The organism is Maribacter chungangensis (genome assembly GCF_042676845.1).
GTDB classification, from domain to species: Bacteria; Bacteroidota; Bacteroidia; order Flavobacteriales; family Flavobacteriaceae; genus Maribacter; species Maribacter chungangensis.
The window spans coordinates 18,637-45,267 of sequence record NZ_JBHTHY010000011.1 but is presented as its reverse complement, the minus strand read 5'-3'; the positions used below and the strand labels follow the sequence as shown (position 1 = coordinate 45,267).

Annotated in this window: 23 protein-coding genes; 17 read left to right on the top strand and 6 right to left on the bottom strand. The window is 40.5% G+C overall.

Annotation, left to right across the window (positions count from 1 at the left end; all coding sequences use genetic code 11):
• Positions 1–112 precede the first annotated feature (112 nt).
• From ACFQZJ_RS12425 to ACFQZJ_RS12350, 16 genes are all read left to right on the top strand, one after another.
• Entirely contained in the window at positions 113–643 is a 531-nt protein-coding gene (locus ACFQZJ_RS12425; RefSeq protein ID WP_379934946.1) for an N-acetyltransferase, read from the top strand.
• 294 nt (positions 644–937) lie between these two features.
• Positions 938–1,168, top strand: coding sequence for a peptide methionine sulfoxide reductase (locus ACFQZJ_RS12420; RefSeq protein WP_379934945.1), 231 nt, complete (start codon positions 938–940; stop codon positions 1,166–1,168).
• Between the two features lie 153 nt (positions 1,169–1,321).
• Positions 1,322–1,831, top strand: a complete 510-nt coding sequence (gene msrA / locus ACFQZJ_RS12415) for a peptide-methionine (S)-S-oxide reductase MsrA (RefSeq protein WP_379934943.1) — start codon at positions 1,322–1,324, stop codon at positions 1,829–1,831.
• A 10-nt stretch (positions 1,832–1,841) separates the two neighbouring features.
• Positions 1,842–2,303 (top strand): carboxymuconolactone decarboxylase family protein, encoded by a 462-nt coding sequence (locus ACFQZJ_RS12410; RefSeq protein ID WP_379934942.1) that lies wholly within the window; start codon positions 1,842–1,844, stop codon positions 2,301–2,303.
• Positions 2,304–2,514: 211 nt separating this feature from the next.
• A complete protein-coding gene (locus tag ACFQZJ_RS12405; RefSeq protein WP_379934940.1) occupies positions 2,515–3,735 on the top strand; it encodes a bifunctional alpha/beta hydrolase/OsmC family protein in 1,221 nt (406 codons plus the stop codon).
• 154 nt (positions 3,736–3,889) lie between these two features.
• Positions 3,890–4,864: an aldo/keto reductase gene (locus ACFQZJ_RS12400; protein ID WP_379934938.1), complete on the top strand. Its 975-nt coding sequence runs from the start codon at positions 3,890–3,892 to the stop codon at positions 4,862–4,864.
• 415 nt (positions 4,865–5,279) lie between these two features.
• Positions 5,280–5,516 (top strand): hypothetical protein, encoded by a 237-nt coding sequence (locus tag ACFQZJ_RS12395; protein WP_379934937.1) that lies wholly within the window; start codon positions 5,280–5,282, stop codon positions 5,514–5,516.
• Positions 5,517–5,707: 191 nt separating this feature from the next.
• Complete coding sequence (locus tag ACFQZJ_RS12390) at positions 5,708–6,202, top strand: hypothetical protein (RefSeq protein ID WP_379934935.1); 495 nt, start codon at positions 5,708–5,710, stop codon at positions 6,200–6,202.
• Positions 6,203–6,232: 30 nt separating this feature from the next.
• Positions 6,233–6,373 carry a hypothetical protein gene (locus tag ACFQZJ_RS12385; protein WP_379934933.1) on the top strand — a complete coding sequence of 47 codons (141 nt, stop codon included), beginning with the start codon at positions 6,233–6,235 and terminating at the stop codon, positions 6,371–6,373.
• 195 nt (positions 6,374–6,568) lie between these two features.
• Complete coding sequence (locus tag ACFQZJ_RS12380) at positions 6,569–7,144, top strand: cob(I)yrinic acid a,c-diamide adenosyltransferase (protein ID WP_379934932.1); 576 nt, start codon at positions 6,569–6,571, stop codon at positions 7,142–7,144.
• 133 nt (positions 7,145–7,277) lie between these two features.
• A complete protein-coding gene (locus ACFQZJ_RS12375) occupies positions 7,278–7,502 on the top strand; it encodes a DUF2795 domain-containing protein (RefSeq protein ID WP_027064442.1) in 225 nt (74 codons plus the stop codon).
• Between the two features lie 406 nt (positions 7,503–7,908).
• Positions 7,909–11,271, top strand: a complete 3,363-nt coding sequence (gene secA / locus ACFQZJ_RS12370; protein ID WP_379934930.1) for a preprotein translocase subunit SecA — start codon at positions 7,909–7,911, stop codon at positions 11,269–11,271.
• Between the two features lie 409 nt (positions 11,272–11,680).
• Positions 11,681–13,075 (top strand): Gfo/Idh/MocA family oxidoreductase, encoded by a 1,395-nt coding sequence (locus ACFQZJ_RS12365; RefSeq protein WP_379934928.1) that lies wholly within the window; start codon positions 11,681–11,683, stop codon positions 13,073–13,075.
• Between the two features lie 112 nt (positions 13,076–13,187).
• Positions 13,188–14,402: a sensor histidine kinase gene (locus ACFQZJ_RS12360; protein ID WP_379934926.1), complete on the top strand. Its 1,215-nt coding sequence runs from the start codon at positions 13,188–13,190 to the stop codon at positions 14,400–14,402.
• A 111-nt stretch (positions 14,403–14,513) separates the two neighbouring features.
• Positions 14,514–17,033, top strand: a complete 2,520-nt coding sequence (locus ACFQZJ_RS12355; RefSeq protein WP_379934925.1) for a M14 family zinc carboxypeptidase — start codon at positions 14,514–14,516, stop codon at positions 17,031–17,033.
• 42 nt (positions 17,034–17,075) lie between these two features.
• Complete coding sequence (locus ACFQZJ_RS12350; RefSeq protein WP_379934923.1) at positions 17,076–18,662, top strand: amidohydrolase family protein; 1,587 nt, start codon at positions 17,076–17,078, stop codon at positions 18,660–18,662.
• 183 nt (positions 18,663–18,845) lie between these two features.
• Here ACFQZJ_RS12350 and ACFQZJ_RS12345 read toward each other — a convergent pair whose 3' ends face one another.
• Positions 18,846–19,103 (bottom strand): hypothetical protein, encoded by a 258-nt coding sequence (locus tag ACFQZJ_RS12345; protein ID WP_379934921.1) that lies wholly within the window; start codon positions 19,101–19,103, stop codon positions 18,846–18,848.
• Positions 19,104–19,855: 752 nt separating this feature from the next.
• Positions 19,856–21,160 (bottom strand): alpha/beta hydrolase family protein, encoded by a 1,305-nt coding sequence (locus tag ACFQZJ_RS12340; RefSeq protein WP_379934919.1) that lies wholly within the window; start codon positions 21,158–21,160, stop codon positions 19,856–19,858.
• 210 nt (positions 21,161–21,370) lie between these two features.
• Between ACFQZJ_RS12340 and ACFQZJ_RS12335 the strand changes: the two genes are divergently transcribed.
• Complete coding sequence (locus ACFQZJ_RS12335) at positions 21,371–21,943, top strand: TlpA family protein disulfide reductase (RefSeq protein WP_379934918.1); 573 nt, start codon at positions 21,371–21,373, stop codon at positions 21,941–21,943.
• Here ACFQZJ_RS12335 and ACFQZJ_RS12330 read toward each other — a convergent pair.
• The 4 genes from ACFQZJ_RS12330 to dcm all read right to left on the bottom strand — a co-directional run bounded on the left by ACFQZJ_RS12330 (position 21,927) and on the right by dcm (position 26,205).
• Positions 21,927–22,148, bottom strand: coding sequence for a hypothetical protein (locus ACFQZJ_RS12330; protein ID WP_379934916.1), 222 nt, complete (start codon positions 22,146–22,148; stop codon positions 21,927–21,929). The genes ACFQZJ_RS12335 and ACFQZJ_RS12330 overlap by 17 nt on opposite strands.
• 238 nt (positions 22,149–22,386) lie before the next feature.
• Positions 22,387–22,563, bottom strand: coding sequence for a type II toxin -antitoxin system TacA 1-like antitoxin (locus ACFQZJ_RS12325; protein WP_379934915.1), 177 nt, complete (start codon positions 22,561–22,563; stop codon positions 22,387–22,389).
• Positions 22,564–22,822: 259 nt separating this feature from the next.
• Complete coding sequence (locus ACFQZJ_RS12320; protein ID WP_379934914.1) at positions 22,823–24,001, bottom strand: MvaI/BcnI restriction endonuclease family protein; 1,179 nt, start codon at positions 23,999–24,001, stop codon at positions 22,823–22,825.
• Complete coding sequence (gene dcm / locus ACFQZJ_RS12315) at positions 23,998–26,205, bottom strand: DNA (cytosine-5-)-methyltransferase (RefSeq protein ID WP_379934912.1); 2,208 nt, start codon at positions 26,203–26,205, stop codon at positions 23,998–24,000. The genes ACFQZJ_RS12320 and dcm overlap by 4 nt, the downstream gene beginning before the upstream one ends.
• Positions 26,206–26,631: the final 426 nt, after the last annotated feature.

The following is a 26,631-nucleotide window of genomic DNA, read 5'->3' as shown; positions in this document are numbered from 1 at the left end:
TCTAAGCATAGCATTAGCTATGGTTCTATTTCATGACGACAAATGAGTAAAAAAGAAACTGGTTTTATGCGACATCTAGAAGTTAAATTGGTATTACCCATTTACCATGTTTATGGATGCAATAGCCAAGATCAAACTTTACGGAGCGGCAAGGTGCCATAAAACCAAGTACTACCAATTGCTACTGAATGAAACCGGTCTGCCCTACCAGTTTTTGGATGTGGAAGCACACAAAGCTTATGCCGCCGAACTACGCGCACTCTATGAAAACGGGAAACTAAATTTTCCCACCATCACCATTGGAGAAAAGAAACTTAGAAATCCGTATAAGGAAGAGCTCCAAAAATGGATCAACAAATTAATACCGGAACAATTGGAACTAAAACACGATAAAGAAAACCTAAAGTACACGCTGAACATCAACGGAGAAATTGCCAAAGTCGATTACACCTTAAAGAACGATAAAATGTACTTGGTACATTCCGAGGTGCCCCATCAATTACGAGGCAAGGGCATTGGCAAGGTATTGGTAGAAAAGACCTTTGAAAAGCTCACCAAGGAAGGCTACAAGGCGGTTGCCGTTTGTCCGTATATAAAAACGGTAGCGCAACGCAGCAAAAAATGGAACGCCCTTATTGGGTAAAAACACGTCCTTGCAAAAACTAAATTGAAAAAGGAGGTAATAAGCTACCCTATTGAAGGTTGAATTACTTACCAAAATGTGTGGCTGCATGTAGGAGTCCAGATTTTCAAATCAAACTTTCCATACTTCTGGTTCCAAAGCATTTGAACGGCCCGTTTTAGGCAATTTATAATTTTAAATTTGGTAGCTTGTATAATCTACATACATACCTTCTGATTTCTTAAAGACGTAAATCATAACATGATTCTAAAGCGGATACAAAGGCTGCCTATTGGATATTCAAAAGTTACCTACATGAACAAAACCTATGGGGTAACGCGGAAGGATTTTAACAAGGGAAAAAGTATTAAATTGTATGCGGAGGAATTGGGCGGTGCCGATTTCATCAGTTTGAATTACTATCTTACCACAAAGTCGCACAGCTTAAAGCCCTGTGAAATGCCGGAACAAAAAGTCATTCACTTTTTAATGAATTACAAAAGCAGAAACAATCAAGAAACAAATGATAGGATTGCTAATGGATAGAATGAATTCAAAGAATAAAAGAATGGAGTAAGGAAGTCTCCGAAAGCACGTCCAACCATTCGTTGGAATCCTTTACTTGTGGCAAAAAAGAGGAAAATGTATTGAATAAGCCAATACAAAAAACAGAGTGGAATTTTATAAAACGAAATAAAAATGGAAAATTATAAAAAAGCATACATAGCAGGTGGTTGTTTTTGGGGCATGGAAGACCTTTTTAGGGTACGACCCGGAATCATAGATACCGAAGTCGGATACTTGGGAGGCGAAAATGAAAACCCAACCTACCGCAACCATCCGGGACACGCAGAGGGAATAGAACTTACCTATGATCCTAGGGCTACCTCGTTCGAGGAAATATTGGACTATTTTTTTAGAATCCACAACCCCACCACGATAGACCAGCAAGGAAATGATCGAGGATCCAGTTACCGCTCCACTATTTTTTTTCAGGACGATGAAGAAAAAGCGGTATCCGAGGCAGTTATCAAAATCGTGAACGACTCCGGAAGATGGAAAGCCGATGCCGTTACCACCTTGGAACCTTTCACCGTTTTTTGGCCAGCGGAACCCGAGCATCAAGACTACCTGGTCAAGCACCCCAACGGATACACCTGCCATTTTGAACGGTTCGGTACTTTTTTAGAGGAACAGAAAAAAGCATAGATTAAGATATATGGAACATATAAAATTCACCAACAAAAGATTTGATCCGGATTCCACTCCCTTTTTGGAGTTGGCAAAACAAATGGCCAAAGCCTTTGGCTATACTGCCGATCTAAAAACGGATAAACATTTGGCGCAGCTCATGCGTTTGCGTGTGGCGCAGAAAAATGAATGTTCGTATTGTGTAATTTTACACGCGAACACAGCCAGAGAAGTAGGTATTGACAGTGCAAAAGTGGACAATATCTCATCTTGGTACAACAGCGAGCTTTACACCAAAAAAGAGAAAGTTGCACTGGCCTATTGCGATGTGCTCACGGAGGGCGTGCACAACAATTTTCAGCAATACCATGATGCTATGGCAACGCATTTCTCCCAATTGGAAATTGCCGAAATCGCCGCCATTGTCATTAACATGAACGTGTGGACACGATTAAAATTGGCTCAGGGAGAAGTTCCGGTATACAAATAGTCCATTGGTTAATGTTCAAGCTTACCAAGGCCTTTGGAGGGTTACATGGCAAAACTAAAACAGCACTTTTGGGCAAAGAACATTTTTTGAAAACTTTGCTACTGGATATAAAGACACCATAGATAGCTGTGACCTTGAAGAACAAGCTATAAAACCATTTTGTTTTAACCCTTGATAGTAAATTAACGGACAACCTTTTAAAAAATCCAAAATGAAAAGTACAAAACTCGAAATCAGCAATAAAAAAGGACTTGCCCTACAGGCTTATTTAGAGCTTCCTGCCAATCAAAAGCCCAACTACTATGCTATTTTCGCACATTGTTTTACCTGCAATAGCACTTTGGGCGCGGTCAAGAATATCAGTAGAGCCTTAACGCAGCACGGGTTTGGTGTTGTACGTTTCGATTTTACCGGTCTGGGACGCAGCGAAGGGGAGTTTTCGGATAGCCACTTCTCTGGAAATATAGACGATTTGGTTTCGGTGAACGACTACCTGGCAGCGCATTACCAGGCACCTTCCTTATTAGTAGGCCATTCCCTAGGCGGGGCGGCAGTCATCGTAGCGGCATCAAAACTAAACAACATAAAAGCGGTGGCCACCATAGGGGCTCCGGCCACGGTAGACCATGTTACCCATCTGTTTTCCCATGGCTTGGAGGAAGTAAAGGAAAAGGGAGAAGTGGAAATCAATATCGGTGGTAGGCCTTTTAAGATCAATCAGGAATTTGTGGCCGACTTCGGCAAGACCGATCTGCCTGAAATCACTAAAAATCTACGAAAACCGATTCTGATCATGCACGCACCTTTTGACCAGATCGTTGGTATTGAAAACGCCCATCGGCTTTATCACAATGCCCACCATCCAAAAAGCTTTATAAGCTTGGACCAGGCCGATCATCTCTTGTCGATATCAAGGGACAGCGAATATGCCGGTAATATGATCGGCACATGGGTACAACGCTATTTTGAGCCTTTGGACAATGTAATGTTGGATACCGAAGGAGAGCAACTGGTAGGCCATTTAAACCTCTTGGAAGATAATTTCACCACGTCTATCCAGACCAAAAGGCACGACTTTATAGCCGATGAGCCTGCAAGCGTGGGAGGCGATGATTTTGGCCCTTCGCCGTACGAGTTCCTAAATGCCAGCTTGGCCGCCTGTACGGCAATGACCTTAAAACTGTATGCCGAACGTAAAAAATGGGACTTACAGGAAGTCTTCGTTTACATTACCTATTCCAAAAAACATAGTGACGACCTACAATTGGATGTGGAAAAACCCATGCGGATAGACCATGTACAAAAAAAATTGCGGTTAATAGGTAATCTGGACACCGAGCAAAAAAAACGTTTAAAAGAAATCGCCTCTAAATGTCCGGTTCACAAAACCTTGCAAAGCGAGGTTATTATCGATACCGAGGTGCTAGAATAATAGAACCCACAACGAACCGAAATTAATGTTTTAGCGGTAGCGAGGTAATTGGCGACCAATTGTAATAGCAGCAGTGAAAAATAAGCATTGCATCCGGTAAAATCAATTAAACACCTTCGTTTAAGCAAAGTTATTCTACAAAACAAAAAGCACAATGAAACAACGAACCCTATCGGACGAAACGAGTATAGGTCTAGGTCTGGCGGCATTGGGAAGGCCGGAATACATCAATATTTCGGATATTGAAAGAACGGACAAATCTGAAATGGCTTTTCGTCAACATGCTTTTGGGATGCTGGATTTTGCCTACGCTAAGGGCATACGCTACTTCGATACCGCACCTTCTTATGGCAAGGGCGAGCAATTTCTTAAAGATTGGAACGACCTACACCGTCATCCTGATGTGAACTTAGGCACCAAATGGGGCTATACCTATATGGCGAATTGGAAACTGGGATATGAAGGCCGGCATGAAATCAAAGAACACTCCCTAAACAAATTAGTGGAACAATGGTCGTATTCCAAACAAATGCTTCCGGCTCTTGATGTGTATCAGGTTCATTCGGCCACCTTTGAAAGCGGGGTCTTGGATAATAGTGAAGTGTTACGGAAGCTTGTCCAAATCAAAAAGCAGACCGGTATAAAAATAGGCATCACTACAAGCGGCGAAAATCAAAAGGAAATCATTCAAAAAGCACTTGAAACCAAAATAGACGGACAAGAAGTCTTTGATAGTTTTCAAGTTACCTACAACATTTTGGAACAGGACACCTTTCACATGTTACAGCGTGCCAAACAGCAAGGCAAAATCATTATTATTAAAGAGGCACTCGCTAATGGTAGACTGTTCCCCAATGCAGAATTTCCACATTATAAATCATTATACAATACCCTACAAATGTTATCTAAACGCTATAAGGTGGGTGTAGATGCCCTTGCGCTGCGGTACTGCATAGAAAGATTAAGACCAAATATCCTACTCAGCGGAGCATCAAATAGCGGACAATTGGATCAAAACCTTAAAGCCCTGTCTTTCTGTCTAAACGCAAAGGACCTTACATTACTTGACAAAGAAAAAGCAAACCCTATTTCCTATTGGCAAGAAAGGAGCCGATTGGATTGGAGTTAGAAGTTTTCAACTTGGATTTACCATCATCCAAACACACTTAAGCCATCCTTTGCCTACCACAAGTATATATGGAAGGAATCGCCTTTATTACATAGCTTGCGGTTTGACTTCGAGCCTAGGCAACTTAAGTTCACATTTCGCCAATCCAAAACATCAATTCCGTCGTTTAACCTCGGGTTACATACAGTATCCCTATAGGTAGTACCATTTATTTTCTATAGATGTAGTGGTCATACTATCGGTATAATGACCTCTTATATCGATATGATGTTTTTGCACTTAGGGCCGTTCATCGAACAAACTTCACCGATTAACCCAATAAGCGTCAGATAGCGAATAATATAGCTTTTTCGGCGATTCACTACCCTTTAAAATACACTTGTGCGAGTTATAATAGTGTAACAAAACGCAAGTCATGAAAACCATAGCTACCATCTTCTTTATCTTCTTTATCGGAACTGCCGCACAAGCTCAGAACAATACAACAGATGTGAAAGTAGTGACTATTGAAACAAGTATCGTTACCGAAACAGCAAAGGAATTGAAGATGGAAACCAAAAATGAGGTTGTTAGATTATACAAGTTCAAAAACGCTAGAATAAAAAAGGCATTGTCCTTTACAACAAAAAGAAACAAAGCTAAAATGGCTTAATACAATATTCACCGACTGTGATGATTAAAGTGCCCATTGCTCAAACCTCCTGCCAGAGTACTTGACAAATGGGCATTTTTAGTTCCAATACATAAAAAAGAAAATAGGATACTATTTTGCTTTAATTAAGAAAACAAACTTTTTCATATTCATAGGTATTGCTAAATTTGAAAAAACCTGAATGTAATAACGTGTTTCGTTTTCTTTCCCGTCTAAGATTTCTACTTACGGCAACCAATCAGCATGGTGTGCACTCGCCCTTTGTGTATAATTTTGTTACCAAAGGATTGTACAGAAAAGGAAATCGAACATTATCCGTAACCGAAAATGTGCTAATAAAAAGTATCTCTTATTTTTCCTATAAAAAAATAGGATTGGTTACAGATTCCAACCCGCTTAAAAAAACGCTGAATTCCATTTTTGATGACCTTGGCTACCTTACTTTTCCTTTTGATATCATTTATGTAAATGAATTCATAAAACCCTTTAAGACTATTGGCGAAGCGTACATACATAACGAAACCATGCTCCTTGTTGAAGGAATATACAGTTCAAAAGAACATTTGGCCAGGTGGAACAACCTCAAAAAACAAGCACAGGTCCGCGTTACCATAGACCTCTACCACTGTGGTATCGTCTTTTTTAGAAGAGAGCAGGCAAAAGAACATTTTAAGATCCGGATATAATCCCTTAATTTTAGGATCTAATCCTAGATTATGAACAATACCATATACATCATCTTTGGAGTCGTTTTTGCCATCTATATAGGTTTTCGTTTAATGAATAGAGGAAAGTCCAGAGCTAGGAAATCCCGTAGGTTTATGGAAGACTACAAACGGAAGGAGAAAAAAGAGTAGGTAATCGGAGTGGGCAGTGACAGGGGCGGTCGATGTGCAATATCCTAGAGGTTGCGATGGGCAGTGGCTCGTAGTAGCTTGCAGTAAGATAAAAAATGACAATTCATACCCAAAACCCACCCATACGATGTAACTTTTCTATTTGAAATTGAACCCACCTTATTTGGCGAACAGACGTAAACTTGAACTTAATCAATGAAAATATATACAAAAACCGGCGATGCCGGAACTACGGCACTCTTTGGAGGAACACGTGTTCCTAAACACCATATCCGAATAGAAAGCTACGGCACCGTAGACGAACTAAACTCGTGGTTGGGACTTATTCGGGACCAGGAAATTCCGGGTGCTTCCAAACAAGAACTTACCAAAATACAGGAAGACCTTTTTACCCTTGGGGCAATTTTAGCGACCGATCCAGAAAAGGCAGTGCTTAAAAATGGTAAAGAGCGCCTTAATATTCCAAAAATTGAGGAAACGCACATCCATAAACTGGAAGTCGCCATAGACACCATGGAGCTAAGTTTACCGCAAATGACACATTTCATTCTCCCTGGTGGGCATACCACCGTGTCATACTGTCATATCGCACGAACGGTCTGTAGACGAGCAGAACGTATGGCTACGCTCTTACATGAAAATGAACCTTTTGATGAGCGCGTACTCTGGTACCTAAACCGACTGTCCGATTATTTGTTTGTATTGGCACGGAAATTGTCACAAGAGCTACAGGCAGATGAGGTAAAATGGATCCCCGAAAAAAAGGGCTAATAAATCCCTAATTTCTTCGTTATCAATTTATCAAGTTCATAATGTTGATAAGTAGCGTTAAATATTTACGAATTATCTTGACTGTCATCATTAAAAAATTATTTTTGCAAAAATTTTAAATTACACTATTACCATGTATTGGACATTAGAACTAGCATCTTATTTAAGCGATGCACCTTGGCCGGCAAGTAAAGACGAATTGATCGATTATTCGATCAGGACGGGAGCACCCTTAGAGGTGGTGGAGAACTTGCAATCCATGGAGGAAGAAGGTGGGGAAATCTACGAGTCGATCGAAGAGATTTGGCCAGACTATCCCACGGAAGAAGACTACCTCTGGAACGAAGACGAATATTAACAGTCGTCCTTGTAAACTATCTTGGTACGAGCCCACTTAGGTATTCAAAAGAAATTCACGTATAATTTCCGCACTAGCTTCAGAGGATTTAAATCTCGATTATCGAGTTAAAGAGTACTATACTATTGATTGTAAACAACTTAAATATTATAGCACATAGTATTTCTTAAAGAGATGCCCAGATTGGGCTTACATATCATAATTACTACTAAAAAGTCTCCTTGGAGGCTTTTTTTTTATGTAATTTTGGCAGTACAAAAGGGTATTTTAGGGAAATTACCAGACTGGAATGGCTTTTGTTCTTAACAGCAACGTTGTTTCTAAAAAACGACTTTAAACTATACTAGTAAAACGTATTGGAGATTCTTTAATTTCCAAGGTTTCATTACAAATACATACAAACACTATGAGTTTTATAAATTCCGTCTTAAAAGCTTTTGTTGGCGATAAATCAAAAAAAGACGTAAAAGAGCTTCAACCTTTAGTAAAACAAATAAGGTCCTTTGAAGCAGAAATGGAAGCACTGAGCCTAGATGAAATCCGCCGGAAAACAATCGATTTCAAGCAAAAAATACAGGATTCCTACAAGGATATTACCGCGCAAATAGCAGCACTGGAAAAAGAAGTTCTTGAATCTACCGATATCGACAAGAACGAAGATAGTTATGCCGAAATAGACCGGCTAAAACAAGAGGCGTACAAAATTTCGGAAGCTACACTTAACGAAATTTTACCCGAGGCGTTCGCCGTTGTTAAAGAGACCGCAAAGCGTTTTGCCAATAACGAAACCCTTACGGTTACGGCATCCGAGAACGACAGATTATTATCCGGTAGCAAGGACTACGTTTCCTTGGATGGAGAGAAGGCCATCTGGAAAAATTCATGGGACGCCGCAGGAAAAGAAGTTACCTGGGATATGGTACATTACGATGTACAACTTATTGGAGGTATCGCCTTGCACCAAGGAAAAATTGCGGAGATGCAGACCGGTGAAGGAAAAACCTTGGTCGCTACCCTACCCCTATACCTGAATGCCCTTACCGGCAACGGGGCACATCTGGTTACCGTGAACGATTATTTGGCCAAAAGGGATAGTGCTTGGATGGCTCCCATTTTTGAATTCCACGGTCTTTCCGTAGATTGTATAGACCATCACAAACCCAATTCCGATGGTAGACGTGCAGCCTATAATGCAGATATTACCTACGGTACCAATAACGAGTTCGGTTTTGATTACCTAAGGGACAATATGGCGCATACCCCAAAGGACTTGGTACAACGCCCACATAACTATGCCATTGTAGATGAGGTAGATTCCGTTTTGGTCGATGATGCTCGTACACCATTAATTATTTCCGGCCCGGTACCGGAAGGAGATCGCCATGAGTTCAACGAACTCAAACCCAAGGTTAGCGAAATCGTACAAAAACAACGGCAGCACTTAACAGGCGTGCTGGCCGAAGCAAAAAAGTTGATTGCCGAGGGCGATACCAAAGAAGGCGGGTTCTTGTTACTTCGTGTGTTCAGGGGATTACCCAAGAACAAAGCCCTGATCAAATTCTTAAGTGAAGAAGGTGTAAAGCAGCTGTTGCAGAAAACCGAGAACTTTTACATGCAGGACAACAATAGGGAAATGCCCAAAGTGGACGAAGACCTATTGTTCGTAATCGACGAAAAAAACAACCAGATAGAACTTACCGATAAAGGGGTAGATTATATTTCCGGGGAACAGAACAGGGACTTTTTCGTGATGCCGGATATTGGCGGGGAAATTGCCAAAATTGAAGAACAGAATCTAGAAATAGAAAAAGAGGCGGAACTCAAAGAAGAACTTTTTAAGGATTTTACCATAAAAAGTGAACGTATCCACACCATGAGTCAGTTACTAAAAGCCTACACCCTATTCGAAAAGGATACGGAATACGTGGTGATGGACAACAAGGTAATGATCGTTGATGAGCAAACAGGACGTATCATGGACGGTCGCCGCTACTCGGACGGATTGCACCAGGCCATCGAAGCCAAGGAGAATGTTAAAATTGAAGCCTTGACCCAAACCTTTGCAACAGTTACACTACAGAATTACTTTAGAATGTACAGTAAACTGGCAGGTATGACAGGAACTGCGGTAACCGAAGCTGGGGAATTTTGGGAAATTTATAAATTGGACGTGGTAGAAATTCCTACGAACAGACCCATTGCCAGGGATGACCGTAATGATTTAATTTACAAAACAAAGCGTGAAAAATACAACGCTATTATTGATGAAGTTACTAAATTGAGTAAGGCCGGAAGACCCGTGCTCATTGGTACCACTTCCGTAGAAATTTCGGAATTGCTTTCCAAACTGTTAAGTGTTCGTAAGGTTCCGCACAATGTGTTGAACGCGAAACTGCACAAAAAAGAGGCAGACGTTGTTGCAGAAGCCGGTTATGGAGGCGTGGTAACGATCGCTACCAACATGGCAGGACGTGGTACGGATATTAAACTCTCCAATGAGGTAAAAAAAGCGGGGGGACTCGCCATTATAGGAACGGAACGGCACGATTCCCGTAGGGTAGATAGGCAGTTACGAGGACGTTCCGGACGACAGGGAGATCCGGGAAGCTCTCAGTTCTATGTTTCCCTAGAGGATAACCTCATGCGTTTGTTCGGATCGGACAGGGTGGCCAAAATGATGGATAAGATGGGGCTGGAAGAAGGCGAAGTGATCCAGCACAGCATGATGACCAAATCCATAGAACGCGCCCAGAAAAAAGTAGAGGAAAACAACTTTGGCGTGCGTAAACGTTTATTGGAATATGATGATGTAATGAACGCCCAACGAGAGGTCGTATATAAAAGAAGACGGCATGCTTTACAGGGAGAGCGCTTAAAGGTGGACATTGCCAATATGGTATACGATACCTGCGAGGTAATCGTAGAAAGCAACAAAGGTGCCAACGACTATAAGAATTTTGAATTTGAGCTGATCAAGTACTTCTCCATGACCTCTCCCGTAACGGAGGACGAATTTGGAAAAGGAAACGAGCAGGAAATTACAGGCAAAGTCTACAAGGCTGCGTATGCTTATTACAAGGAAAAGATGGAACGCAATGCGGCCACCGCCCTACCCGTTATTAAGCAGGTATATGAAGACAACTCCAACAACTTTGAGCGTATCGTTGTGCCGTTTACGGATGGCATAAAAAGTCTTAATGTAGTAACCAACCTACAAGAAGCGTATGATAGTGAAGGTAAGCAATTGGTAACGGATTTTGAGAAGAATATCTCCTTGGCCATTATAGATGATTCTTGGAAAACCCATCTACGAAAAATGGACGAGCTAAAGCAGTCCGTTCAATTGGCGGTGCACGAACAAAAAGACCCTTTATTGATCTACAAGTTCGAAGCTTTTGAGCTTTTTAAAGAGATGATCGAGAAAGTGAACAAGGAAATAGTCTCTTTCCTTTTTAAAGGAGAACTGCCCTCCGGCAACCCCAACGATATACAAGAAGCTAGGAACGTACAGCGTAGGAAGGAAAACCTGCAAACCTCCAAAGCAGAAATCCCAAATAGTGATGAACTTGCAGCACGTAGCAGGGCCGTAGGCCAAAATCAAGGTCAACGCCCGCAGGTAACGGAAACCATCACAAGGGAACAACCAAAAATAGGTAGGAACGAACGGGTGACCATTAAAAATGTTATGTCCGGGGAAAGCAAAACCTTAAAATACAAACAGGCGGAGCCCCTTATCCAAAAAGGGGAATGGGTAATTACGCAAGATTAAAAGCGTAATTTTTCAGAACTAAAAAGGGCACCGTATGGATGCCCTTTTTGCTTTAGTTCCCAACGCTTATGGGAGTATAAAAAGCGGACACCTCCTAAAAAAAATACCAATCCAGGTTTTAAATGTGTATTTAAAATTTGAATTAATTTTCTCAGTTTAGGAATAGAATCTGAGTATAGCAGTAGCTATGATTCCATTTTATGAGAATAAATGAGTACAAAGAAAACCGCTTTTATGCGACATAAAGCATCTAAATTGGTGCAAACCCTCTACCACTATTGCAGTATAACTACCGCGTCCCTATTATATTTACAACTACTTTTTGAAATAAGTTTTTTTATTCCGGTGGTGATACGTACACAATACCTCAATTTTAAGTAACTTGTTAAGGCATTAATACCTGACCAAGATGACCACTACAAGACGAAAATTCCTGAGTTCTATAAGTATGCTTGCCGCAAGTACGGCATTGCCCTTAAGTAGTTTTGCATTTGGAAAGACCTCCAAATTAAAAATAGTCTTGGTGGGCACCGGTGTAAGAGGCATTACCTTTTGGGGAAAACGTTTGTTGGATACCTATCCCGATATTCTGGAATTTGTGGGACTGTGCGATAGCAATGCGAGCCGATTGGCCTACGCAAAAGAATATATAGGTGCAGATTGCCCTGTTTTTAGCGACTTTACCAACATGGTCAAAAAAACAAAGCCCGATTTGATCATTGTTACCACCAAAGATTCCAATCACCACGAATTCATAATAAAAGGTCTGGAAATGGGTTGTGACGTACTTACCGAAAAACCAATGACCACGGATGAGGATAAATGCCAAAACATTATTGATGCGGAGAAGAAGTCCGACAAAAAACTCATTGTTGGCTTTAATTACCGATGGAGTCCGTATGCCACCAAAATTAAGGAGCTCATACAAAACGATGCCATAGGGAAATTGGTTTCGGTCGATTTTAATTGGTATTTGAACACCTATCACGGCGCCTCCTACTTTAGGCGATGGCATGGCGAAATGGCAAGTAGCGGTTCCTTATGGGTACACAAGGCCACCCATCATTTTGATTTGCTGAACTGGTGGATCAATTCCGAGCCAAATGAAGTTTTTGCCTATGGCGACCTAGAGTTTTACGGGAAGAATGGCCCGCAAAGAGGGGCTAACTGCAGATCATGTGATTTTAAAAACTCCTGTGAATTTTATTGGGACATCAATAAAGACCAGTTTACAAAAAAATTATATGTAGACCATGAACATGTAGACGAATACATTCGCGATAACTGCCTTTTTAGGGAGCAAATAGATATTTACGATAAAATGTCGGCCCAAGTAAAATATACGGACAATACCATCCTCAATTATTCCTTGACCACCTATTCCCCTTTTGAAGGCTGGCGCGTGGCATTCAACGGTACCAAAGGCCGTTTAGAAGCTTGGCAGGATATTCCCTATCATAAAACAAGTACCATTACAGAGGCCGAGAAACACGCCAAGGAAATGGAACAGACGCAACAAGAAGAAAGCTATGTTGAATCCATAATTGTGCACAAGCTATGGCGAGAACATGAAACCGTAGCCGTAAACATGGAAAAAAGCGGACACGGAGGTGGAGACAAACGCTTGCACAATAAACTATTCGTTACTCCCGAAACCCCAGATGACTTCGACAGAACCGCGGGGCTAAGAGATGGGGCAATGTCCATCTTAATAGGGATTGCAGCACATAAAAGCATTCAAGAGAAAAAACCGATTTCCATAGGCGATTTAACAGATTTGAAACCAAGAAAAGTACGTAAATAGTTATTTTTTACCCGCTACATTTCGAAATATAAAAAATATTGGAATTATTGAGGAAACATGACTAGTTTTACATATCGTTAACAACCACTACTATCGCAGTAAAACCTTAGATATGACCGATTCAAATGTAGATCAAGAGCGCCTTAAGGATAAGGTTTCCCTTGTTTTAAAGGTAAACTATGTCTCCAGCGCGTTGGCCTTGGTTTTTGGTCTGGTTTGTTATTTTGTTCTTAACATTACTCAAATCATCCCTTACGTTTTTATCGCCTTCGGCGTAGGCAATCTCCTAAATACTTGGGCGTTCCACAAGCATAAGAATATTACCGCTACCTACAATATCTCTTCGATCACCGCACTTATCAGCGCCCTTATCATAACGGTGTATAGTGGTGGCATCAATAGCTCCTTTATCTTTACCTTGGCCTTGATCGTATTCGCGGGTTACGTAACCACCAAGCGCTACGGCCAAGTCTATCTTATTCTTGTATTTTGTTTGGTACTTTTGATATTTTCTCAAAGCATTCCGGAATTCAGCGTTACGGAAAATGTAATCCCAGAAGATTCCAAAGCGCTTTTCAATTTATGTTCCGTACTATTCTCCATGTTTCTTTTGGGAAATATCTTTGGCAAAAACTTGCTAAAGACCCACCACGCATTGTACCGTTCCAAGCAAGAACTTACCGTTCAAATGGAAGAAAAAGAGACCCTGTTAAAAGAGGTCCACCACCGGGTTAAAAACAACCTGCAAACGGTATCCAGTCTATTGAGCCTTCAAGCCCGTAATGTGGAGGAAGCAAAAATGAAAACACTGCTCAAAAGCACACAAAACAGAGTGATATCCATGGCCATGGTCCATGAGATGCTTTATATGAGAAACGATATTTCGCAAATAGAGTATAAGTCCTACGTGCAAGAGTTGAGCGAATACCTGATCAGGTCCATAAAAGGGCTGGATAGCAAAGTGCAGCTCAAAATAGATATTCCGGATATAAAACTGGGAATAGACACAGCGATACCGTTAGGACTGTTGATAAACGAAGCCGTTACCAATGCCCTAAAATATGGCTTTGCAGATGAGGAAGAGGGCGAAATATACATCGTCCTTAAAAAAGAATTGGACAAACAATATGTGTTGAATATTGGTGATAACGGTAAAGGGTTCCCGGAAACCATTACCTATAAAAATTCGAAGTCCTTAGGTTTAAAACTCATTCATAACCTTACAAGACAGTTAAAAGGGACCATCCAAAAAGACAGCAGTAAAAAAGGAACCAATTACATCATTCGATTCCACGAAATAACCCAACAGTTACACCCTGCGGTATAAACATAGAATTTCCTACATTCAACTTTGTATTACGGGTTACAAAGTACATTTTCCAAACACAATTTAAAGAGATAATGGCTATATTTAGACGGCTAACTTAAAAATCGTCTCATGTTCAAAAAATTACTAGTACTAGTCCTCCTTTATGGGAGTACCGTTACCGCGCAGGATTACTTTTATGAAAAGTTTAAACCCTTTAATCAGGACATTCCCTCTCCAGAGGCTTTTTTGGGGTATGGCATAGGGGAACACCACACCCGGCACGACCTTATTGTGGCCTATTTGGAGAAATTGGCAGAAGTTTCGGACCGGGCAAGTATACAGGAATATGGCAAAACCCATGAAGGGAGAAAGCTGGTAATGCTTACCATAACCACACCGGAAAACTTAGGGAATCTGGAAACTTTAAAAGAGGCCCACTTGGCCTTTACAGATCCCTCCAAATCGGTTTCCAATTATGATGAGGTTCCCCTTTTCATCAATCTGGCCTATAATGTACATGGCAACGAACCCTCAAGCTCAGAAGCTGCATTATTAACGGCCTATACCTTTGTTGCTTCCGAGCATCCGGAAATACTGAACTATCTCAACAACGCGGTCCTCTTTTTGGACCCAACCATAAATCCGGACGGTCGTGATCGGCACACCCAATATGCAAACGCCTATCAGGGAAACCCGGAGGTGGCCGACCCTCAAGATGCGGAACATAATGAATATTGGCCAAGAGCCAGGACCAACCACTATTGGTTTGACCTTAACCGGGATTGGCTACTGGGCATTAATCCAGAAAGTAGGGGTAAATTAAATTGGTACCATCAATGGTACCCCAACGTGGTTACGGATTTTCATGAAATGGGCACGCAAAGCACCTATTTCTTTGAGCCTATGAAAGACAACGCCTCTTGGGACCCGATCATGCCCAAGGAAAACTATGAGGACCTGAATACCCTTTTTGGTAACGGATTTGCAAAAGACCTGGATAGTATCGGTTCGCTTTACTTCACCAAGGAGGTTTTTGATGGCACCTACCCGGGGTATGGTTCCTCATACCCTGATCTTCAGGGAGGACTTGGACTCTTGTTTGAACAAGCTAGTTCCAGAGGGCATAGACAAACGACCGCCTTTGGTGAAATCACCTTTGCCTTTACCATTAGAAACCAATATGTATCCAGCATTTCTACCGTAAAAACAGCTGTGAACAATAAGGGCTATATGCGAAAGTACCAGCAGGATTTTTTCAAAAGTGCCCTGACCAACGCCTCCAAGAAAAAAACCAAGGGTTATACCTTCGGTGATCCTCATGACCAAAACCGAACCAAGGCCTTTATCGATAAATTATTGCTGCATAAAATTGACGTATACCGCTCCGGCGACACCTACTCCGTACCAACCAACCAGCCGCAATACAGGATGGTGCAAACCATGTTCGAAACCTACGACAAGTACAGGGATAGCGTGTATTACGATGCCTCTGCGTGGTCTGTAGGCAACTTTTATAACATGAAATATAAAGCGGTAAACACGCTACAACTTGGAGAAAAAATCACCAGCGTAGCCAATTTGGCAAAACCTAGTCCTGTCGAAAAATCGGACTACGCCTACATTATGGATTGGGACGATTACAATGCTCCTGCAGCACTTTATTATTTACAACAAAAAGGGATTGTAGCCTCGTCGGCCAAGAAACCCTTCACGGCTAAAACACGAAAAGAAGCCAAAAAATTCAATTATGGTGCGGTATTGATCAGTGTCAGCCTTCAAAAACAAGATGCGGCATCGGTCTACACTATGCTTAAGGAGGCACAGGACAAATTCAATGTTCCCATTTTTGCGGTAGATACCGGGCTCAGCCTAAACGGTATTGATTTGGGCAGCGGCAACATGTCTCCCATTAAAAAAACCAAGGCAGCCATGCTTATTGGGGATGGGGTACGTTCTTACGAAGCAGGGGAAGTATGGCATTTGTTGGATACCCGGGTACACATGCCGATCACCAAAATCCCCATGCGAAACTTTAATCGCGTAAATCTGGACAAATACACCAGTCTGGTCATGGTATCGGGCAACTATGACCTATCGGAAAAACAACTGGCCAAAATTAAGGATTGGACCAGCAGGGGAAATACGCTGATTACCATAGGAACGGCAAGTAAATGGGCCATTGACAAGAAAATCGTGAAGGAGAAACTTACAGAAACAGAAAAGGATTCCACCAAAATTACCACTAGAAAACCTTACGTGGACGCCCGTGAAAATATTGGAAAGGAAAGCCTTGGAGGTGTTATTTTAAAAGTAGATTTGGATGTGACCCATCCCCTAGCCTACGGATATAGGGATGCAACTATCCCCGTTTACAAGAACAATACCGTTTGGTTGGCGCCTAGCAAAAATTCGTATGCTACCGTTGCCAAGTATAGCAAAAATCCACATATAGATGGTTTTATTACCAAGAAGAACATGGAAGAAAATATAAAACCTTCCGCCTCCTTGATCGTAAGTAAAGTCGGCAGCGGAAGAGCGGTACTCTTTGCCGACAATCCCAACTTTAGAGGCTCTTGGTATGGCACTAATAGACTCTTCCTCAATGCCCTTTTTCTGGGTGATAAAATAAATATCCCATCGGAAAACTAGCTAATTCCATTGATTCCTACACAATAACCAAAAACATACAAAATGAAAAAAATACAATCATTCTTACTAGCGTCCCTTTTTTCTATAGGAGGACTACTAGCCCAATCATTACAAGGAGACGGCCCACATTCACAACTGATCATTAGGGGCGTAATGCTTATTAACGGCAACGGTGCGCCACCGCAAGGTCCTATAGATATTGTGGTAGAAAACAACATCATCAAAAATATACAGGTGGTAGGATACGATGGTGTCCCAATAGATGAAAGCAAACGACCCAAACTAAAACCGGGAGGAAAGGAACTGGACTGCAATGGGATGTACCTTCTTCCCGGTTTTGTAGATATGCACGGTCATATTGGCGGTACGGCGCAGGGTGCGGAACCGGACTATGTGTTCAAACTTTGGATGGCACATGGCATCACCACGGTCAGGGAGCCCAGCGGTAGAGGTGTTGATTTTGCTATGGACCTAAAACGTAAAAGTGCCAAGAACGAGATTATAGCCCCGCGTATTATGGCCTATACCGGATTTGGACAAACGAGCAAAACCTTCAATCCCTTAAACGATATTCCAATCTCTACCCCGGAACAGGCTAGGGAATGGGTGCGCGCCAATGCAAAAAAAGGCGCGGACGGCATCAAGTTTTTTGGTGCCGAACCGGAAATCATGGAAGCGGCATTGGACGAGAACAAAAAATTAGGCCTTGGTTCTGCGGCACACCATGCACAGTTGACCGTAGCACGCTGGAACGTGCTGCACTCCGCACGTGCCGGACTTACTTCCATGGAGCACTGGTACGGCTTACCAGAGGCACTATTCGATGATAGAACGGTACAGGACTATCCCTTGGATTACAACTACCAGAACGAGCAACACCGCTTTGAAAACGCTGGTAAACTATGGGAACAGGCAGCCGAACCCTATTCCGATCATTGGAATGCCGTAATGAACGAGTTATTGGAACTAGATTTCACCTTAGACCCTACGTTCAATATTTATGAGGCAAGTCGCGATTTACAAAGAGCCAGACGGGCAGAATGGCACGAGACCTACACCCTACCCTCTTTATGGGAATTCTACCAACCCAGCAAAATTTCACATGGCTCGTACTGGCACGATTGGGGCACGGAACAGGAAGTGGCTTGGAAAAAGAATTATAAACTATGGATGACCTTTATAAACGAATACAAAAATAGAGGCGGTCGTGTAACCGCCGGCTCCGATTCCGGTTTTATATTTCAGTTATATGGTTTTGCGTACGTACGGGAATTGGAATTGCTGCGGGAGGCAGGTTTTCACCCGCTAGAAGTCATCCGCGCTGCCACCTTAAATGGAGCCGAGGCACTAGGAATGGCAGATAAAATCGGTTCTGTGGCCTTAGGAAAACTGGCAGATTTCGTTGTGGTAGAAGAAAACCCGCTTAAAAACCTTAAAGTACTTTATGGAACGGGTGCGGTACGCCTCACCGATGATAACGAGGTGGTCCGGGCCGGCGGAGTTAAATACACTATAAAAGATGGAATCGTATATGACGCCAAAGCCTTACTAGCGGATGTAAAAAGGCAGGTGGACGAAGCGAAAACCGAAGCCAACTACACCATTAAACAACCTGGGATAAAGGACTAATCCCTTTCTTAGAATTTTTTATGGGTACTTCGAACTTTTATAGGGCGAAGTACCTTTTTTGTTTTTGGTGTGCCAAAAACATAAACAGCGATCAAAACAGCGAGAATCAAAAGAATGGTAAATGTCATACGTGTGTTTTTATAAAAGTACAGTGGTGTACTCTCCTCTATGCTTTAGCAATTACTAGGCCAATTTAGGTTTGTCTTTCTTTGTTTTGAACGATAGTGCTTTTTTTACCCTGGAATTTTTATAACGGTATAAGCGGACTAGATTGTTTTGCGTTTCCATCCCAGTTTTCTCCAAAGCGATAAAAACAGGTAGGCCACCAACCAAAACAACATCCATTTGAGCAATGTTAACTTTATCATGGTTCTTTGTGTGTTGTGCTACCGCGGTAGCGTTTATAAGTAAGACGAACATAAAGGTTAAAAGTGTTTTCATAACATGCGTTTGGGTCACTTAAAGATAAGCTCAAGACCAAGACACCTGTAGCACTATGTCGCTGAAATACAGTCTTTTTAGACCTATGAAAGAAATTGGGACAACAGGATGAAAAGCATCGGTGAAAAGAAAATAGGTTGCACTCCGGTAATCGAAAAATATGGTTTTTTACCGATGAAGGAAGCAGAAAACTCAAGCTTATGTTTTTTATTTGAGCTCCCTTTTTAGAGGGAATATTACACTTTTTAGCGCTTGATTTTTGTCGCACGGTATACGTGCCTTTACTAAGAAAAATCGCTGGCTGAGCACAGTGGCAATCCTATGCTACCGATCAAGTGCCCCATAAAATCTTCACAGCTTCAGATTAAAGAATAGCGCTGACTTACGGAGATATAGTAAACGACATAGCTCCCATCATCAACCTATTGCCGAAGAACAAACAACTTGTATTTATGCGTATTGAAAAAATCTTGAAACTGCTTAGTGTAGCGAGGAGCAATATGCTATTTTGACAGCTTACTTTTGGCCTAAGGAGCCAACAACCATACCTCCTGCCTTGGGATTGTATGTTGCCTAACAACACCTTTCCATGAGGAAGGAAGGACGGTTCCAAGCTGTGACACACATATCGCGTCCGGCTTTGGGTGGAAGCCGAGCGATAAATGGAAAACCCCGAGCTAGGGCCGTCGGGGAGTTATTCGGACTAAAGATTCCGTACTACTGTATTGCGTTTTAATCCAGATGTGAACAAGTTACATACCTTTCGCATGGCGAAGCTCCATTCCGGTAGAGGACCTTGGCTTAAAACCCTCCCACGTCTCTTCATTGGAATCCTGTGGCAGGTTTAGGTATTTGGAAAAATTTTCTCCCTTTAAATGGGTTCCTAAAAACGCGGTAACAAAATGCTGATTTATATTGTTCATTTTGCGCTGGTCCCATGAAGGTTCGGCATATCTATAGTATTCGTCTATATGAAGTCCTGGTGCCAGAGATTCTGCCGGAGGAGGGTTTGGCGCTACGTTATGCCGCGCATTTAAATAGGTGAGCATATAGCGGTCCGCATTCATTGCCCCATCAAAAATAGCCTTGACCCCTTTTTCATATCCGGATATATCATCTTCGCTACCTGCCACAAAAAATGTAGGCGTTTTCAGGCCTTTAAGTCCCTCGGCATCCCAAATACCACGCTCCATTCCCCAAGGAGCAAAGGCAACGATCGCTTTTATACGGGTATCGGCACCTCCTTTAAAGTTTTCATTTCCTGCTAAAAGTGAATTTATTGCGGTGCTACCGCCCGTCATACTCCCAAAAAATTGACCCAATCCGGCACTATAGCCTGCACCACCCACATTAAGTACACCGTAGCCACCCATAGAGTAGCCAATAATTGCCGTGTTAGAGGCATCTACAACACCAGCAAGTGAATCTCCACTACCTGCTTTACCAAGGTTCTCCATTGCATCGACTACAAAGGAAATATCCTTGGCACGGTTAAGTAACGTGCTATAAAAGGCATTAGCGTCCTTAAACGTAGAATCGGTATGATCAATCGCTACGACCACATAACCCTTTGAGGCCAGGTTTTCGGTAAGGTAGGTCATTAAATACCGGCTGCCCACATATCCGTGAGAAACCACCACCAATGGAAGTTTCCCTACTTCGGTTTTCGGTTTCGCATCTCGCAAAGCCCTACCTTTAAATGTAAATGGAAGCAACGGACGAAGGCTGTCACCACGGGTTCCCATTAGCTCGTTATAGGTTTCAATGGGATCGGCATTATCCCCAGCCATGGCGGGATACCAAAGTTCCACTTTCAAGGGACGGTCATACCGCACTTCCTTGCCATCTTTGGAATTCAATATATCTACTTGGTCCTTGTGTACCAAATCCAAGGTCCGTACACCAACGGCATGCGCTCCCCTTGCAGAAAGCTCAGGGGCGTCCGGCATTTGGTCGCCGTAGACAAAGGTATGTTGCCCCGAAACATCGGCACCTATAAAGAAGATAAAAAGAATAAGAAAAGTTGGGAATAGCGAATGACATAAAAGGCGTTTCATAGTTTAGTTTTTGGTTTGTTATACAAGATACGTCATTTACCTTTACCGAAAATAAGGATGGCTACCGCCAGATCCAAACTTTTTGAAATAGGAACCCTCCATTTATTTTATTTGTTAGGTCGACGGTCAACTTTCATTTCACAACTTTTACCAGTTGATTTTTATTAGGTATTCTGAAAGGAATACACAACTTTTACTACTATTGCTTTTATGAAACTAAAAAGACCTTCCCTTAGCAATCTACTTTTTGGAATCTTTATTGTATTGCTTTTGATTCCGCAAACGAGAACACCGATTCAGGTTGCGGTAAATCAGTTGAAGATGTTTGTCTTTTCGCCTTCGGCCATGGATGAAAACGAGCAGGTACAGATAGAACCTTTTGAATATGTACTTAGCGACCTCTCCGGGGACCATAAAGCCATTCCCATTGGAAATGGCAAAATAAGCTTTATTAGCTACTGGGCTACGTGGTGCCCGCCCTGTATTGCGGAACTACCCAGTATCCAAGCCTTGCATGCCGATTACGGAGATCAACTACAATTCATCCTCATTACGAACGAAGACCCGGCAATAGCAAAGCGGTTTATGGATAAGAAGGGCTACACGCTGCCCGTGTATTTCCCAAAAATGCAAACCCCTGATGCTTTAGATTCCAATAGCCTGCCCACCAACTACATCATCGATAGCAAAGGCAACATCGTTGTGAAGGAAAAGGGAGCGGCAGATTGGAACAGTAAAAAGGTACGGGAGTTGTTGGATGGTTTGATCAAGGCATCACTTTAACCCGCATCAATGCCGCCAAACTGCTCGCAAATGGTATTCCGGAGCCACGGCCATTCCCAAAACCTGCCAATTTTCTAAAATCCCATTTCACGTTGGCAAAGGCGGGATCTTCTACTTTTTCAATTTCTACGACCAAGTAATTGGCTTTAGGGTCGGGATACCCCTTTTTAAGCATATCTTCTTTCCAAAAACACGTTGAGGCCATTGCTTACAATTTTCCATAACCTCTTGATCTTCGGCTTCTCTATTCGTAATAGCACCGATCCAATAGAAAGTGTGCAATTCGGCTATCGCAAGACCATTGTCCAACTCCCATTTTCTTAACGCAAAAGGTACGATTGTAATTAAACCGAATTCTTAAATTTCTTCATCCAGAACTATAGGTGCCTTTGAAGGGAGTGATTCCCTATTTTTTAACATAGATTGCAAGGGCTCTATAAGCGCTATATCCTGTAAGCTTTGCAATATTCAGTCACCGCATCTGCAAGCTTTCTGTTTGCCTTTGGATTACTGGTGATAGCATCAAAAAATACCTCACTATCTTTTTTCGAAGCAATAACACGGTTACTTTCGGCAATGATTAGTAAGGCCTTTTTCTGTTTCAATTCTTTAGTTCGCAATATTTTAACTCTTATTTTAAAATTAATGTTCGTAAAAATAATAAACTTATTAAAATTGAATATATTTCGTAACGTATCACACTATTAAAAATTACTCTAATACCTACTTATTCTAAAAGCTTGTAAATCTATCATCGATAGCGATTTTTTGCATATACAGGCTATTTTATAAAATGGATAACGTCTTGCACAAATACACAGGTTAATGAAAAAGTACTTATTAATAAATATGAAGAATTCCATTACAATAAGCCAATCCTTAATTCAACGTATATCTTTCACTTGGTGGAAACAATAATTCAATTCCTTTTGGCTTGATTTTAAATAATGGACCTTTTTCGACTACTTTTCCTCTTGAGTTTCGCTTAATTAAATGGTCAAGTGTTATAATTCCTTGCTCAATTAACAAATCAAATTGAGAAGTGATTGGCTTTTTAGTATGTTCTACCAACTTATATTGAAAATGCTCTCGGTCATTTATTCTGGTACTTTCGGCTTCTACCCAAAACGTTTCTTTATGTTTTGACCTTAGCCGATTATGAAGCTTGTCTAATGTCCAGACTACAAAATCTCCAATCTCATGCTTATCAGAGTTTTCAATTAGTTGTTTTATGTCGCTGTCAATTCTTAAATTTAAACCTTGAGAGTTTCTGGTAATTGCCGAAACTGTGCAATAAAGTTTAAAATCCTCATCACGTTCATATCCGAAATTATCAAGAATTTCCGCTGAACTTTTAAACTTGCTCAATTTCCAATCTGGAACTTGTGCAAACAAATTTTTTCGGTTAGCTCTACTATTTCTAAACGATTTAAGCTCAATTCCTTTGTAGTCCGGTTGTTTGGAAGAATTAATATCTATTCCGAGTGCAGTTTCAAGTGTTCGACCTACAGAAGTATCAGCATCAACCATTGAAGGAATTGGACCAGCATTTGCTATTTTTCTTAACATAGCCAAAAGCTCAAAAGCGACTTCGTTCTCAGTTATGTTAATTGCATTAATTAACTCTTGAAATGGATTCAAAATTGAAGAATTAATCAATTCTCTGATGTCCAATTTTGTCAAGTTGAAAACTTGAAATTGATTATCAAAATATGTAAGTGCAATAATGTCATTTGGGTCAGCAACTTTTGTTAAACTATAAAACCAAATTCTAGGATCGCCTTTTTTGGTTAAAGGTCGATACAAAGACGCTTTGGATTTTATGGTTTTATATCCAGTATGAATGACCGTTGGGATTAATATCTTACTCTCTGTTCCTTGATTCTGTAATTCGTAATCGTGAATATTTTCACTTTTTAAATAACTACGAACAGAACCAGTTGCATCCATTATGGATTTTTTTAATCCAGTTTCGGTTGGTTCAATTAAAGTAAGAGAAACTTGGTTTTTTGTCAGTAATTTTATCTTTTCCTGTTCTACGTCTGTAAGCTTTCTCACTTAATATATTTTAAAATTTCACTTGCAACTGCTCTTGCTAATAATGGTGGAACAGCATTACCCACTAAAGTGTATTGTGGCACTTCTGTTTTTCTATTATTTCCACCTGTTGAGCGTTTGCCTTGGAATACAAAAGAGTCGTCAAAAGATTGCAAACGTGCCATTTCTCTAACAGTTAAAGACCTTGGTGAATTATAGTGAACATAATCGTCTGCAATAGTCATTATCGTAGAACTTTGTTCGTCTGGCTTTAAAACATTGTAGTTTCTTTTGTTTGTAGAAAGATTTAATTTTTCAAGTTCTGGTTGTGCTTTTTTGTAACTACCATTTTTTAAAATGACACCAAGTCTTTCAATAACAGTTTCGTTTTGGTTACTTGTTTTGTGATTATTCAGTAAGTCGAAATACTTTTCTCCATTCTCAAGTGCTTCGCTATTTCTAACATAAAACGGCTTAGTCAGTGGCTTGAATCGCTCAATCAATCGACCTTTTTTTGACCATTCGGCAAATGATTTTCCGCCTTTTGAAATTGGCTTTCCATCAATTCTACGTTTCTTCAAAAGTTTAGCCATTTTCTTAGCTGTTCCATTGTATTGTGCTGAAATATCAATTTCTTCATAACGATGTGCTTCTTGATTATTTCCAATAAAATCTAAATCATACAAAGCTTCAAAAATGGTGACTTTTTCTTCTTCTGAAACTGTTGCTGGAATTTCAGAAATATACTTTTGGTCTTTGCGACAACCTATAAAAAGGACTCTTTCCCTATTTTGTGGAACACCATAATCTGATGCGTTAGCAACAAATGGCTTTTCTATTTTGTAAAGCCTTATGCTTTCAAGGATAGTTTCTAACTCTTTATTTTGTTTAGTATCACAATGCGATTTTAATATTTCAATGGATTCATCAAAAGACGTTGTGTAGATTTTTAAAGATGTAATGATGTCTTCACAATCTTTTTTATAAGTACTTGGTACTTTTAAAATTTTGAACGCGTCTTCAATTTTTGAAATCACATTTTCAGAACTGATTTCTGTAAGGAAATCTGTGAACGCATTTGCGAAATTGTCGCTGTCAATATTGCAAAAATCTTTTTCCTTTATAATATCACGTTTTAGCTTTTCCCATTCTTTTGTTCTAGCCAAAAGGTTAAAACCGTGACGTATGGTGTTGATGTTTTCATCCGTTTTACTCGTTTTGTAATCAGCAATTTTTGGCGTTAATTTTCTAAATCTATTTTCTACAAAAGTGATGAAATCAGCTTTTCCAGTTTCTTTATCTTTTTCAAGTAGTTTTTCTAGTTCTACTCGCTTTACAATACTGTCAAAAAGAAATGAATTTGATTCCTTGCCTATTTTTTTGATAAAAGAAATTAGTAATGGGATTTCTTTTGTGTCCACAATAGAGTTAATCTCTTTGATGATTAGTTCTTTTATTTTGCCTTTTTCTTTTGTCAAAATTCCCTTGACATTTTCCATTACAAAGTATTTTGGTTGCAAAACCTTTATTACTTCTAAATAATGTGAAAACAAATCATCTTTTTTATCAAACTTTTTTCTTTTCCCTGCAAGACTGAAACTTTGACAAGGTGGTCCACCACAGACAACATCAATTTGACGACCGTCAATTTTTCCTAATAAATTATCTAAAAAGTCTGGCTCTGTAATGTCTTGTTTAAGAAATTCCGCATCCAATCCTAATTGATGATTATAACGGACAACATGAGTTAATTCACAATTTTCATTGATGTCATTGGCAACAACAAAATCAAAGAATTTATTATTATGCTCGGCTTGTAAAAAACCTTCACTAAAACCGCCTGCTCCAGCAAATAAATCTACAAAAGTGAATGGTTTTCCATAAAGCGCAACTTGCTCTTTTACAATATTTACATTGTTACTTTCTTTGTAGTTTTTGATATGCTCGTTCAATACGCTTTTAACTTCGTCTTGCACAAAAGTTTTTTTATTTGAATGGTGCAAAAGTTCGTCCGCTCGTTCTCTTAGGAAGTCTAAGTAATGATTAATTTCGTGAGATTCAACACTCAATCCAATCGCTTTTTGTTTGGTTTTATTGAAGTTTTTCGGTTCTATTTTCTGTCCTGTAGAAACTTTAACTTGATTTCCATTACAGTTTATTCGAAGATGAATTGGCGCAAACCCTTTTTTGTCAGGTTTGTCCAAATAAAAATTAATTGTTGCCATAATTATTCACGGACGTTTTTACGTACACGGACAAATTTACGGACAAATTTACGGACAAATTAAATATTATATCAAAACTATTTGTATTATTTTCTGCGAACTATGAGATACGACAACAATTACATTTAAAGATGAATTTGTTCAATCTTTTTAAAACTACAACTACACTTAACAAAAAGTTTATCTAACCCCACATAAAACCACCCAAATCCATATTCCTTCTGGTTAAAATAGCTCGGTGCCATTCTCAAGTTTTTAAATTACAATCGGGTATAGGCGATACCTTTGTTTATTATATTTGGGATATACACAAGGTAATACCTAATTTTAGAATCGGTATGCTACTGGGGAAATGGTGCCAAGGCGCCCTGCTATTTGGCAAGTATTTCATAGATACGTTGACCCCGCGTGAGGGATAGGAGTGAA

What these genes read in the sequence shown, in the direction of transcription:
- ACFQZJ_RS12365 (WP_379934928.1), top strand. Translation starts at nt 11,681, where the DNA reads ATGACCACTACAAGACGAAAATTCCTGAGTTCTATAAGTATGCTTGCC.
- ACFQZJ_RS12410 (WP_379934942.1), top strand. Translation starts at nt 1,842, where the DNA reads ATGGAACATATAAAATTCACCAACAAAAGATTTGATCCGGATTCCACT.
- ACFQZJ_RS12350 (WP_379934923.1), top strand. Translation starts at nt 17,076, where the DNA reads ATGAAAAAAATACAATCATTCTTACTAGCGTCCCTTTTTTCTATAGGA.
- ACFQZJ_RS12395 (WP_379934937.1), top strand. Translation starts at nt 5,280, where the DNA reads ATGAAAACCATAGCTACCATCTTCTTTATCTTCTTTATCGGAACTGCC.
- msrA (WP_379934943.1), top strand. Translation starts at nt 1,322, where the DNA reads ATGGAAAATTATAAAAAAGCATACATAGCAGGTGGTTGTTTTTGGGGC.
- dcm (WP_379934912.1), bottom strand. Translation starts at nt 26,205, where the DNA reads ATGGCAACAATTAATTTTTATTTGGACAAACCTGACAAAAAAGGGTTT.
- ACFQZJ_RS12385 (WP_379934933.1), top strand. Translation starts at nt 6,233, where the DNA reads ATGAACAATACCATATACATCATCTTTGGAGTCGTTTTTGCCATCTAT.
- ACFQZJ_RS12405 (WP_379934940.1), top strand. Translation starts at nt 2,515, where the DNA reads ATGAAAAGTACAAAACTCGAAATCAGCAATAAAAAAGGACTTGCCCTA.
- ACFQZJ_RS12400 (WP_379934938.1), top strand. Translation starts at nt 3,890, where the DNA reads ATGAAACAACGAACCCTATCGGACGAAACGAGTATAGGTCTAGGTCTG.
- ACFQZJ_RS12330 (WP_379934916.1), bottom strand. Translation starts at nt 22,148, where the DNA reads ATGGCCTCAACGTGTTTTTGGAAAGAAGATATGCTTAAAAAGGGGTAT.
- ACFQZJ_RS12360 (WP_379934926.1), top strand. Translation starts at nt 13,188, where the DNA reads ATGACCGATTCAAATGTAGATCAAGAGCGCCTTAAGGATAAGGTTTCC.
- ACFQZJ_RS12345 (WP_379934921.1), bottom strand. Translation starts at nt 19,103, where the DNA reads ATGAAAACACTTTTAACCTTTATGTTCGTCTTACTTATAAACGCTACC.
- ACFQZJ_RS12420 (WP_379934945.1), top strand. Translation starts at nt 938, where the DNA reads ATGAACAAAACCTATGGGGTAACGCGGAAGGATTTTAACAAGGGAAAA.
- ACFQZJ_RS12355 (WP_379934925.1), top strand. Translation starts at nt 14,514, where the DNA reads ATGTTCAAAAAATTACTAGTACTAGTCCTCCTTTATGGGAGTACCGTT.
- ACFQZJ_RS12425 (WP_379934946.1), top strand. Translation starts at nt 113, where the DNA reads ATGGATGCAATAGCCAAGATCAAACTTTACGGAGCGGCAAGGTGCCAT.
- ACFQZJ_RS12340 (WP_379934919.1), bottom strand. Translation starts at nt 21,160, where the DNA reads ATGAAACGCCTTTTATGTCATTCGCTATTCCCAACTTTTCTTATTCTT.
- ACFQZJ_RS12380 (WP_379934932.1), top strand. Translation starts at nt 6,569, where the DNA reads ATGAAAATATATACAAAAACCGGCGATGCCGGAACTACGGCACTCTTT.
- secA (WP_379934930.1), top strand. Translation starts at nt 7,909, where the DNA reads ATGAGTTTTATAAATTCCGTCTTAAAAGCTTTTGTTGGCGATAAATCA.
- ACFQZJ_RS12375 (WP_027064442.1), top strand. Translation starts at nt 7,278, where the DNA reads ATGTATTGGACATTAGAACTAGCATCTTATTTAAGCGATGCACCTTGG.
- ACFQZJ_RS12335 (WP_379934918.1), top strand. Translation starts at nt 21,371, where the DNA reads ATGAAACTAAAAAGACCTTCCCTTAGCAATCTACTTTTTGGAATCTTT.